The sequence below is a fragment of the Dysgonomonas sp. 511 genome (assembly GCF_010501105.1).
GTDB lineage: Bacteria > Bacteroidota > Bacteroidia > Bacteroidales > Dysgonomonadaceae > Dysgonomonas.
In genome coordinates this window covers 72,871-85,332 of record NZ_QVMQ01000007.1, presented here as the reverse complement: position 1 = coordinate 85,332, position 12,462 = coordinate 72,871, and the positions used below count along the sequence as shown (strand labels likewise).

6 protein-coding genes are annotated in these 12,462 nt (G+C 43.4%); 3 read left to right on the top strand and 3 right to left on the bottom strand.

The annotated features are described in order from the left end of the window. Window positions 1–383: 383 nt before the first annotated feature. Genes D0T57_RS04550 through D0T57_RS04540 form a run of 3 tightly spaced genes read right to left on the bottom strand, consistent with a single transcriptional unit; the run spans window position 384 to window position 6,213 of the window. Window positions 384–1,541, bottom strand: coding sequence for a SusE domain-containing protein (locus D0T57_RS04550; RefSeq protein ID WP_163271333.1), 1,158 nt, complete (start codon window positions 1,539–1,541; stop codon window positions 384–386). A gap of 36 nt (window positions 1,542–1,577) precedes the next feature. Next, a complete protein-coding gene (locus D0T57_RS04545; RefSeq protein ID WP_163271332.1) occupies window positions 1,578–3,182 on the bottom strand; it encodes a RagB/SusD family nutrient uptake outer membrane protein in 1,605 nt (534 codons plus the stop codon). A gap of 19 nt (window positions 3,183–3,201) precedes the next feature. Further along, window positions 3,202–6,213: a TonB-dependent receptor gene (locus tag D0T57_RS04540; RefSeq protein WP_163271331.1), complete on the bottom strand. Its 3,012-nt coding sequence runs from the start codon at window positions 6,211–6,213 to the stop codon at window positions 3,202–3,204. Between the two features lie 536 nt (window positions 6,214–6,749). On the opposite strand from D0T57_RS04540, the gene D0T57_RS04535 reads away from it, so the two are divergent. Genes D0T57_RS04535 through D0T57_RS04525 form a run of 3 tightly spaced genes read left to right on the top strand, consistent with a single transcriptional unit; the run spans window position 6,750 to window position 12,444 of the window. Beyond that, complete coding sequence (locus tag D0T57_RS04535) at window positions 6,750–7,922, top strand: efflux RND transporter periplasmic adaptor subunit (protein WP_163271329.1); 1,173 nt, start codon at window positions 6,750–6,752, stop codon at window positions 7,920–7,922. Next, window positions 7,919–11,074 (top strand): efflux RND transporter permease subunit, encoded by a 3,156-nt coding sequence (locus D0T57_RS04530; protein WP_163271327.1) that lies wholly within the window; start codon window positions 7,919–7,921, stop codon window positions 11,072–11,074. The genes D0T57_RS04535 and D0T57_RS04530 overlap by 4 nt, the downstream gene beginning before the upstream one ends. Beyond that, a complete protein-coding gene (locus D0T57_RS04525; RefSeq protein WP_163271326.1) occupies window positions 11,071–12,444 on the top strand; it encodes an efflux transporter outer membrane subunit in 1,374 nt (457 codons plus the stop codon). Before D0T57_RS04530 ends, D0T57_RS04525 begins: the two co-directional genes overlap by 4 nt. Window positions 12,445–12,462: the final 18 nt, after the last annotated feature.

Here is a 12,462-nt window from a genome sequence, read left to right as displayed (position 1 = left end):
ATTTAAGACTCTATTTATACAAAGTGGCCGGATATATCCCGGTCACTTTTTTTTATTATAGGTTGCCAAAATATATGGAGTAAAACTCCGTGCCCTTCGTGCTTTTCCTTTGTGCCCTTTGTGGTAAAAAAAATAAGATTTAACCACAAAGAACACAAAGTTTTACACAAAGCTCATAAGAAAAACCCATAACTAACTGATATCTAAACACTATTATATCGAACTCACGTTAAACTACTGATTGGCATAAGTAACAGTTAGGAAATTCTCCAGATTCTACTACCCCCTATTATACACACAATACCACAGACTCAGAAATCCATACAAAGAAAGGGTGAAGCCACAAGCTCCACCCTTTACTATATCAATCAACTATAACCGTCCTATTCAGCAGTCTTTTTAGGTAGGTCATCCATTGGTATTACAATAATATGGTTGGTAATATCATTAAAGGCTACAAAATACTCAGTAGTTTTCAACACTTTGATATTATCCCCATTAACCTTACCTACAGTAAACGGAAGGCCTTGCTCTTCACCGCTTTCAACACCCCAATTAACAGTCCAGGCTTCATTTGCCCTAAACTTAATTTCTTTACCAGCTGTAAGTTTTACATTTGTTGCTACCCATACATGCTCGGCATATTTAGTCATTGCAATATCTGTAATATTGTCATCTTCAGGCCATCCATTAGCTCCATCACCAACAATACCTATTTTCTCGTAAGATGTAACGGCATCGGTATATGGTTCCATAGTCAAAGCCATAGTCTTTAAGTTGACAGTCAATGTATATAGCCCGCTTGTAGCCGGAGTAGTATAATCCCCGCCACCATTGTTAGGTATAAGGCTACCATTGCTATATCCATAAGCTTTATCCCAGTCGCCTGCAAGAGTAGGGAATTTAAGTCCATTGCCTCCGGTAAAGTAGCCTGTATATGTATAGATAAGCGTACCGCTACCATTATCGTCAGAGAAGAACACCTGTAGGTTGTTGCCAATGGTTTCCTCAGTATTATCCCATCCTACAAGCCCATTACCTACTATATAAAGAGCCGCTTTCGGTTTGAAATAATAACAAGTGAAATCAATAGCTTTCTTTTCCGAAGCATATAATGCACCAGTGTTGCCCGACGAGCCCAGAATAGCCTTCACCGTAACATAGAGTGTCACCTCTTTCGATTCCTTGGTAAGAGTAGCTGCGGCATCGTTCAACAATTTGATTGTTACAGGCTCTTCTTTGTTGGAAGATGTATATCTTATCACTTCTACTTCGGTGGCAAATGACTCTAATGTATCGGCTACAACCACATACGTTATAGGAGAATTTAGGCCAAACGCAGCCTTGCTCCATTCCCATGTACCTATCTCCTGAGTTTGATCGGTAGAAGCTGTCACTTCAAAACCTTGTTCGCTCTCCATAGTGAACGACGGGTACACCAAATCTCCGCTATTTAGTTTGATCTTGTCGTCGTCGTTGTCGCAGGCAACGAAAATCAATGTAAATAGCCCGAGAAGAAAAAATATATTTAACTTTTTCATATATTGTTATTTTTTTCAGTTTTACAGTCAAATCTATTAGTTGTAACCTTCGTATTGATCCAAGTTAGGATTGGTACTAATATCATCCGATGGTATAGGGAATACATTAAACCTTTTATCAACCGATGTTCCGCCAAATATTCCACCCTTCCATTGCCAAATATAGGTATTGGTAGTCAGCCTGTCGAAACGAACGAGGTCGGTACGACGTTGTGCTTCGAAGAAGAATTCGCGTCCTTTTTCATCCAATAAAAAGTCTGTAGTTAAATCTGCCTGAGCAATTGCACCGGCACCTGCCCTGTCGCGCAACTCGTTTATCAACGAAACTGCTGTAGACATACTTCCGCCCGAACCTCCTCTAACAACAGCTTCGGCATAGTTCAGATATATCTCGCCAAGGCGGAATAAAGGAAAATCGGTATATACAATATTGCTTGGAGGCAATGAGCCATTCTTATTTACATTCGAATACTTCACTACAGGTATTCCATGAGTGTAGCTCGCCGGGTCGACTATATTTACATTTGCAGCCAGATTAGGATACAACATAGAATAGCGGGAATCGTTATTATAGTCCGACATCTTAGTAAATGTATTCTGCAAAGCTGTACGCGCACGGTTTCCTTGCCATGCACCTACTGCATTTATAGAGGCTTGCATGCTCGAAGGAACTGTACTACATAGCAAGAAAGTCATACCACCCCATGTTTGAGTATCTTCGCCTTCGTAGCGGACAGGGAAAATCATTTCTTTCGAATTGCCATTATCAGCTTTAAACAAATCGGCATATACAGGCTCTAGTTCATACCCTACCCCTAGTACTTTGTTGCTATAAGTAATACTTTCTGTATATTTAGCTGTACCTGTGTACACTTCTGCATTCAGGTACAAGCGTGAGAGTAAAGACCATGCAGCAGCCTTGGTAACACGGCCATAGTTTTTAGAATCGTAACCAACAAAAGGATCTAAAAGTCCACCTTCAATGCCCTGTAGTTCAGATTCTACATAATTGAACAAATCTTTAGCCATAATCTGTGGAGCAGATTCTTTTCCCACCACGCTCTCGTCTGTAACGAAAGGTACATTACGGAACATATCCAGCAGGTAGAAGTATGACAATGCTCTCATGAAGCGGGCATCGTTGCGGAATACCATTATCTGGCTTCTTACCGATTCGTCGACACCTCTCGACGACAGTTTATCGTCGGATGTCTCGCGCAAATATTCATTTGCAAGATTTATCTGGTAATACAAACGGTAGTAGAACCCTTTGATAAACACATTGGTAGAGTTCCATGCAAGTGTATTGAAGTCGTTGATACCTTCATCGCCCCAGCAACAGTGCGCTTCATCGGTAGGCAATTGTTGCAGGTTCCACAATCCGCGAAGGAATGACGCCTGGCTACCACCATCTACTCCGGCAACGTCTGATTCGTCGTCACCACCTTTATTTCCCGATATGGCAAGACCGGCATATATTTTGGCAAGACCGGCCTTATAGGCTCCAATTTCTTTTCCGTAAGCAATCTCTCCAACGACTTCGTTCGAGTCGATCGGAAGCGTATTGAGGTCGTCGGTACAGGAAGTAACAGACAGTATGAGCCCCAATATAGCTATTATTGAATATTTTATTGATTTCATATCTTCTTTTTTATTGACATTAGAAATTAAGACTTAATCCCAACATATATATACGCGGACGAGGATAAATATTATTATCTATACCATCGTTATTGAACTCAGGATCGAGGCCTTTGTATTTTGTGATAACAAACGGATTCTGAACAGTTCCGTACAAGCGCATAGATTCCAAGCCTTTGAATGGTTTATAGAATGTGTATCCCAGCGATATATTGTCCATCCTCAGGAACGATGCGTTTTGTATATAGTAGCTGGACAAATATTCTACTTCTTTAAAATCGGTATATACTGCACTATTCACCCTGTTTTTCAAGAAACCTGTCTGGTCGTACAAGAAAGAACCTCCATAGGCTTCGCGGTTCGATTGTATATTATTATAAGCATAGTTGCCCAGGCTGGCACGAAGCGCAAAGTTGAAGTCCCAGTTCTTGTAGGAGAATTGTGACGACAATCCCATAAATACATCAGGAGAGAAGTTTTTGTATGGAACAAGGTCTTTAGCATCTATCGTTCCATCCTCATTCTGGTCTACATACGCGCCTTCTATCGGTTTGCCATTTGTATCGTAAATTTGCTCCTGAACATAGAATGTACCATAAGGTTGTCCGGCCATATGCACAAGTATATTGTTACCGGTACCTCCGGTTATACCTCCCCATCTGAATACTGTGCTAGGGTCGGCAGCCAGTTTGGTTATCTTATTTTTGTTATACGAAACATTATAAGAAAGCACCCAGTTGATATCTTTTGTTTCTATAGGACGTGCAGTTACCGAAAATTCGATACCCCTGTTGGTCATACTACCTATATTAGTCAGCAATACATTGCTAAAGTTCGATCCCGCAGGAATTGGTATTTCACTGAGCATATCTTCAGTTTTTCTGTAATATACATCAATAGCTCCCGAAATACGGTTTCCGAGGAATCCATAATCCAACCCAACGTTGTAAGTTGTGGTTTCTTCCCATTTCAGGTCAGGGTCGTAAGCATTAGGACGAAGCAACTGAATTTTTTCATCACCCCAATAATAATTCGCTCCCGGCTTGCTATATTGGTATTTTGCAAGGTATGGATAGTCTCCGTTGTCGAGGTTCTGCTGCCCTGTGATACCGTATCCCAAACGCAATTTCAGGTCAGACAATAAACTTTGATTCTTCATAAATGGCTCTTCTGTAACTCTCCATGCTAGAGCGACCGAAGGGAATAAGCTCCATCGATTATCTTTTCCGAAACGCGACGAACCATCGTCACGCAGAGTAGCAGTCAATAAATAACGGTTGGCAAACGAATAGTTGAAACGTCCGAAGAACGATATCAGATAACTCTCTGTCTTGTAACTATCGCCGTCTTTGTAATATGTAGTACCTTTTCCTGCTTGCATTGCATCAGAATACGGATAGATATTCGATTCCGAACGGAAGAAATGCTGCCATGAATAACCACCCATCACATCGAACCGGTGGCGGTTGATTTCTTTCACATAGTTCAGGTAAAAATCCATCAGATGGTTGCGTTTCAACTGGGTATATTCCCGGTTGTCGCCCCATCCGTCTTTATAGTTACCCCATGTGTAAGACATTGGCGAATTGTCTTCTACTGTTACCCAGCCTATACTGCTCGAAACATCATACCCCAGATTAAGGTTTGCCCTCAACTCCGGAAGGAAATGCATTTTGTAATCGAATTGTATATTACCCAGGCTTCTTCTCACGCGCGAAGCATCTCTTTTCTGATCGAGAATAGCAACGGGATTTGCCAATGCTATATCAATTGGTTTTCCTCCGGCCGGAGGCATAGACATATAATAACCGTTTCCATAAATGTTATCGCTAACATAAACAGGTTGGGTAGGGTCGAATTCGGCTGCCGTACCTATAGCTGCCGTATCGGCAAAACGGTTGGTATTATATATACCTTTAAGGCTTAGCTGCACGCTCAGATGATTGTCGAAAAATTTAGGGCTCAGGTTCAACGAGCCTGTCCAGCGATCCATATAAGAAGTCTTCAGGATACCATTTTCGTTGGTATATCCGATCGACACACGATAAGGGAAGTTGCCTGCCGCACCACCTACACTGATGCTGTGGTCGGTACTATAGGCTGTACGGAAAATTTCATCTTGCCAGTTGGTATTTGCAGTGCCCAAAGCACCTACCTGCGGGCTGTCTGCCGCATATTTCGATTTCACAAAAGACCTGAAATTATCGGCACTCATCACATCTATATCATCAGTCTTGGTGCTTATCGAGAAAGTTCCGCTATAGCTTACCTTCGGTTTGCCCGAAGTTCCTTTCTTTGTCGTGATAATGATTACACCATTAGACGCACGCGAGCCGTAAATAGCTGTAGCCGAGGCATCTCTCAATATAGAAAAGCTTTCTATATCGTTCGGGTTTATAGACGACAGTGGGTTGGCCATACCGTCTATCGGTTTTGTATTATCCACAGGCACACCGTCTATCACTATCAATGGGTCGTTGCTTGCTTTCATCGACGATCCTCCACGGATACGTATCTTTGCCGCCGATCCGGGTGCACCACCATCTGTAGTTACACTTACACCGGGAGCTTTACCTACCAGCAAGTCCGAGGCAGACGTAGCCATACCCTTAGCCAACGAGTTGGCCGAAATAGCGGTTACCGAACCGGTAAGGTCTTCTTTCTTTACCGAACCATAACCGATTACCACTACTTCCTGAAGCATTTCTACATCCTCGCTCAACGTGACATTTATCGTTTTTTGTCCGTTGACAGGTATTTCCTGATTTTTGAATCCTACATACGAAAATACCAATACTCCATCGGCAGGAACACTTATTGTATAATTGCCGTCAAGGTCGGTCACAGTACCGGTAGTAGTACCTTTAAGCACCACGCTACCGCTAATGATAGGCTCGTTCAGGTTGTCCTTTACATTTCCACTTACTGTTATGGTCGGGCTTTGTCCGAACATATCAGACGAAAAAACAAAAATCCCAAGCATTAGCAGGAAAAATGTTTTTACACATCTACTCTTAATCTTTCTTTCCATTTTAATCATAAGATTAACGATTTATTAATATTGACTTTTCACTACTCTTTATAAAAAACTATATGATTGAACAATTGACATTTACAATATTGAAGGGGTAAGATTATTTTTCATGGCTGTGTTGTAATCACGGTACAAATATGCCAACATACAAGCAGATCTTTTATACATTTTTTTACAAAAATTACTTTTTGCTTATGCAAACGATTGCATAAAATTCGATTTCTCCACCTCCTCAAATACCTAAAAGCACTCTTTTTGGTAATATTTTTTGCACTTATGCAACAAATGCACAAGAATGTATTACAGTTTTAGAATTTCTGTTAATATTTTAAGACATCGATTTATTAATATTTTCTTCTGCCCTTTTTTCAGTCATTTTATTTATCCAGAACAGAAAGAACAAATTTTTACACTCAATTGTTAAATACTCAAATCAAGGTTGTATCACGAGCTTTGCGCCGCCCTTTATATTCCTTGAACAATTTTGGTTTCTAAATAGTTTAAGAAAAAATAACATCAATCTGTCAACCTATATGAATTACAATAAATTAGCTTATATAGCAGCATTTTTTTTAATAATATCAAGTGCATGCAAAAAAACTACAGAAGACCTCCCCATAGTAGAAGTAGAACCGGCCTCTACAGACAATATTGAAATATTTGGCGAATATGTAGGATTGATAGGAGCATCGCACAAAGTAGAAATCCATGCGCGGGTAGAAGGCTTCCTCGAAAGAATAACCTTTAGCGGAGGAAAGAAGATAACGGCAGGTGAACCCCTTTTTTATATCAACAACGCAACATACAAAGCCAAGGTAGAAAAAGCCAAGGCACAACTGAAAAAAGATGAAGCCCAGCTACTCAAATCGGAAAGCGACCTGGAAAGGATAGAACCCCTGTATAAACAAAATGCAGCCAGCCGCCTCGATCTCGACAATGCCGTAGCTGCACTGAATATGGCACGTGCCAATGTGGCAATGAGCAAAGCCGACCTGGAACAAGCTAATCTGGAATTAAGTTATACGATAGTGCGTTCGCCACTATCAGGATATATCAGCGGATCGTATGTCGACATAGGAAACCTTGTCGGCAAATCGGGGGCTTCGTTACTCGCTACTGTTGTTAGCAGGGATACCGTGCTGGTAGATTTCAAAATGACATCTCTCGATTACCTGCGCAGCCAGCGCCGCAATGTACATTTAGGCGAGCTAGACACCACCCGTTCGTGGCAACCTACCGTTACCGTTACCCTTGCCGACAATTCCATCTATAGCCAAAAGGGAATTGTAGACTTTGCATCGCCACAGGTAGACCCCAAAACGGGGACATTTGGAGTAAGCGCGCAATTACCCAATCCAAACCAAGTATTGTTGCCGGGACAATTTACCCGTGTCAGGCTACTGCTCGATGTACTCGAAAATGTAGTGGTAGTTCCCCGAAAAGCAATTATAATAGAAAAAGGGGGCGCATTTATTTTCATCGTCCGCCCCGATAATGTTGTGGAAAAACGCTTTGTAGAAACAGGGCCAGAACAGAACAATAAAATTGTGATCGTCCGCGGACTCAACGTTGGCGAAAACATTGTTGTAGAAGGATATCAAAAACTGGCACACGGACAGAAGGCAATATCTCGCACCCGCGAAGAAGAACAGAAAATAGAAGCCGCTAAAAATGAACAATTAACAGGGAAGGATGGTGAAAAATGACCCCCGGATTCTTTATCGAACGGCCCGTATTATCTACCGTATTATCAATCCTGATCGTTATTATCGGCATCATCGGGTTGGTGTTGCTTCCTATCGAGCAATACCCCTCCATCACGCCGCCCGTAGTAAAGATCAGCGCTTCGTATTCGGGAGCTAATGCGACTACCGTTTCGCAAGCTGTGGCTACCCCCATCGAGCAGGAACTGAACGGTACGCCGGGAATGATATACATGGAATCGAGCAGTTCCAACTCGGGAGGCTTGTCCATCACCGTAACATTCGATGTGAATACAAACGCCGACCTTGCTGCCGTGGAAATTCAGAACCGTGTAAAACTAGCCGAATCGAGGCTGCCTGCCGAAGTACTGCAAAACGGTATTTCGGTAGAGAAGCAAGCACCAGGACAGCTTATGACGCTGGCTTTGGTTTCCGACGATCCCAAATACGATGAAATATACCTCAGCAACTATGCTACGATAAATATTCTGGATGTCATCCGCCGCATTCCCGGCGTAGGACGTGTGTCGAATGTCGGTAGCCGTTATTATGGTATGCAGATATGGGTATATCCCGACAGGCTTGCCAGCTTTGGCTTGACCATCAAAGACCTGCAAAATGCACTGAAAGACCAGAACAGGGAATCGGCCGCCGGAGAACTGGGCAAGCAGCCCATTGTAGATGTAGATGTTGCCATGCCCATTACAGCGCAAGGCCGCCTGTCTACAGTCAGCGAGTTCGAAGAGATAGTTGTAAGGGCTGATAACGATGGATCTTTTATCCGCATACGCGACGTCGCTCGAGTATCGCTCGAAGCATCGTCATACAATACCGAAAGCGGGCTCAACGGCAAATATGCCACCATGCTCAGCATCTACCTCTTGCCCGGAGCCAATGCAATGGAAGTTGCCGAAGAAGTAAAGGCTGCAATGGTACAGATCAAGCAGGATTTTCCCGAAGGGCTCGACTATCTTATCCCTTTCGATATGACGGAATATATCGGAGAGTCGATACACGAAGTATATAAAACCCTGTTCGAAGCTCTGGTGCTGGTAATCGTTGTGGTCTTCCTTTCTCTGCAAAATTGGAGAGCCGCCCTTATACCTATCATAGCAGTCCCTATCTCGCTGATAGGCACATTCGGCTTTATGCTGGCTATGGGCTTTTCGCTGAATATGCTTACGCTCCTCGGACTCGTATTGGCTATTGGTATCGTGGTAGACGATGCTATCGTAGTAGTAGAGAATGTCGAGCGGATTATGGAAGAAAAAGGTGTTGGCGCAAGAGAGGCTACCCATATAGCCATGAAAGAACTTGCAGGAGCATTGATAGCGACCTCCCTGGTATTGGCCGCGGTATTTGTTCCCGTCAGCTTTCTGGATGGTATAACGGGAGCACTTTACCGCCAATTTTCGGTCACGATAGTAGTATCTGTTCTTATATCGGCAGTCGTGGCACTTACGCTCAGCCCGGCAATGTGTGCCCTGATACTACGCCCGGCTCAAAAAGAAGAGAATAAACACATTATATTCCGCAAGATAAACGGCTGGCTGGCTAAAGGAAACACTAAATACGGAAACATCCTGATGAAGGTAATCAACAACCCGCGCCGTATGATGGCAGGCTTCGGAATGGTACTCATATTTATTTTCGTACTGAACAAGGTTGTCCCTACCAGCTTCCTGCCTCAGGAAGACCAGGGATACTTTACCGTAGAACTGGAAATGCCCGAAGGCACTACCCTCGAACGTATGCGTGCCGTATCCGACAGGGCTGTGGAATATATCGACCATCATCCGGCCGTAGAATATGTGCAGAATGTTACCGGTTCGAGCCCGCGCGTAGGAACCAATCAGGGCAGAACCACACTCACCGTTATCCTCAAGCCGTGGACGAAACGCGATGTAGGTGTAGACGAAGTGATGCGCGATGTGCAGAAAGAATTGAAAGACTATCCCGAAATACGCACATTCGTAAGCCGGCCGCCGGCAATACCGGGACTGGGTTCGGCAGGAGGAGTGGAGATGAAACTGCAAGCCCGCTCCGATGCCAAATGGGAAGATCTGGTGGCAGCTACAGATACATTTATCGAATATGCTTCCAAGTCGAAAGCCATAGCTAACGTATCTTCATCGTTGCAGCCCGAAATACCGCAACTGTACTTCGATGTAGACAGGGATCAGGCTATGCTGCTGGGAGTGCCTATGTCGGATATATTTTCTACAATGAAAGCTTATCTGGGTGCTGTATATGTCAACGACTTCAATATGCTGAACCGTATATATAAAGTCTACATTCAAGCCGACCAGTCGTATAGGGCGACTGCCGACGACATCAACCTGTTCTTTGTAAAAACATCGAGTGGCGAGATGGTTCCGCTTACAGCGTTGGGTAAAACAAGCTATACCACCGGCCCGGGCAATATTACGCGGTTCAATATGTACACATCGGCACCGATGCAGGTAACGCCGGCTTCGGGCTATAGTTCGGGCGAAGCCATGTCGGAAATACAAAGTATAGCCAATGAACATCTGCCTGAGAATATCGGTGTGACATGGAGCGGATTATCGTTTCAGGAACAAAAGGCAAGCGGACAGACCGGTATTGTTTTAGGTCTGGTATTCCTGTTTGTATTCTTGTTCCTCGCCGCACTGTACGAAAGCTGGACAGTACCTATTTCGGTAATACTATCGTTGCCAATCGCTGCATTAGGTGCATTTGTCGGCATCTGGATGCTGGGGTTGGATAATGACATATACTTCCAGATAGGGTTGGTAACACTCATTGGCCTTGCCGCCAAAAACGCCATACTGATAGTAGAATTTGCAAAAGTACAGGTAGACGAAGGTATGCAACCTGTCTTTGCTGCTATGCAGGCAGCAAAGTTGCGCTTCCGTCCGATATTGATGACCTCGCTGGCTTTCGTACTGGGTATGTTGCCGATGGTATTGGCATCGGGACCGGGATCTGCCAGCAGACACTCTATAGGTACGGGGGTATTTTTCGGTATGATTGTGGCAATTACTCTGGGGATTATTTTAGTTCCGTTCTTCTTTGTGATGGTTTATAAATTCAAGGAAAAATTCAAGATACCGGAAATCAAATTCCCCAAACTGACTTCGATAAACAAACTAAGAAAAAAGATTAAACGATGAGTAAATTATATTATACCGTCATATTATTCAGCATATTGCTTTCTTCGTGCAAAATAGGGCAAAAATACCAGAAACCCGAAATGGATATGCCCCGGCACTTCGAAACCGAAGGAATGCCCGATGGAGATGCCAGCATAATCGGCTGGACTAAGCTATATGCGGATACAGTACTGCAAAATCTTATAGAAGAAGCTCTTGTGCATAATAAGGATATGCTCATCGCATCAGCCCGCATTAAAGAAATGGCTGCGAACAAACGCATTAGCTTTGCCAATATATTCCCCGAAATAGGAGGCGAGGTTGCAGCACAGCGCGAATATCTTAATTATAGAGGAGATAACGATAAATATACTCCCGAACTCAGGGCAAACCTGAATATGACATGGGAAATAGACCTCTGGGGCAAATTGCGCTGGGCGAATGAAGCCGGAGTTGCCGCATATATGCAAACAATAGAGGCACAAAAAGCGATGCACCTGACCATTGTTGCGCAGGTAGCCCAGACATATTTCGAACTAAAAGCCCTGGACAGGGAACTCGACATTGTGAAACAAACCCTGGAGGCCAGGCGCGAGGGAGTACGGTTTGCCAAACTGCGCTATGAAGGAGGGCTGACTTCGGAAATACCTTACAGGCAAAGCCTTGTGGAACTGGCTCGCACCGAAACCCTTATACCCCAACTAGAGAATGAGATAAAACTAAAAGAGAATGATTTGTTTGTCCTTGTAGGAAGATTTCCTTCGGGAGAGATAGTACGGGGAGAAAATATCAGCCAGCAACAAATACCGCAAAGCCTACCTGTAGACTTGCCGTCTTCCATTTTGCAACGCCGTCCGGATATTATGCAGGCAGAACAGCAGTTGAAAGAAGCTAATGCAGAAGTAGGTGTAGCACTTACAAGCATGTTTCCGTCATTGAAACTAACCGGCAGGCTGGGTGGCGAAAACAGTGAACTGACTGACTTTCTGAAAAGTCCCACATGGTTTATTTCCAGTGCATTGACAGGCCCTATTTTCAATATGGGCAAGAATAAGGCCCGGCACAATGCTGCAAAAGCTGTCTACGAACAGGAAGTGTATAATTATCAGAAATCTGTATTGGAAGCATTTAAGGAAGTAAATAATGCCATCAATACTTTCAACAAAATGAAAGAGGTATATCATTCGCAGGAAGCCCTTTATAATTCTACAAAATCGTATTACCAGCTAGCACGGTTGCAATATGTTAACGGCATAAGCAACTATATTGATGTATTGGATGCCCAGCGTCAGCAATTCGATGCAGAAATAGCTCTTAACAATGCTATTCTCAACGAATTAGTATCTGTAGTTGTTCTTTATAAAGCGTTGGGAGGAGGACTGGTTAAATAAATATAGATAGAAATATGA

Coding starts and splice junctions, on each gene's coding strand:
- D0T57_RS04550 (WP_163271333.1), bottom strand. CDS start 1,541: ATGAAAAAGTTAAATATATTTTTTCTTCTCGGGCTATTTACATTGATT.
- D0T57_RS04545 (WP_163271332.1), bottom strand. CDS start 3,182: ATGAAATCAATAAAATATTCAATAATAGCTATATTGGGGCTCATACTG.
- D0T57_RS04540 (WP_163271331.1), bottom strand. CDS start 6,213: ATGGAAAGAAAGATTAAGAGTAGATGTGTAAAAACATTTTTCCTGCTA.
- D0T57_RS04535 (WP_163271329.1), top strand. CDS start 6,750: ATGAATTACAATAAATTAGCTTATATAGCAGCATTTTTTTTAATAATA.
- D0T57_RS04530 (WP_163271327.1), top strand. CDS start 7,919: ATGACCCCCGGATTCTTTATCGAACGGCCCGTATTATCTACCGTATTA.
- D0T57_RS04525 (WP_163271326.1), top strand. CDS start 11,071: ATGAGTAAATTATATTATACCGTCATATTATTCAGCATATTGCTTTCT.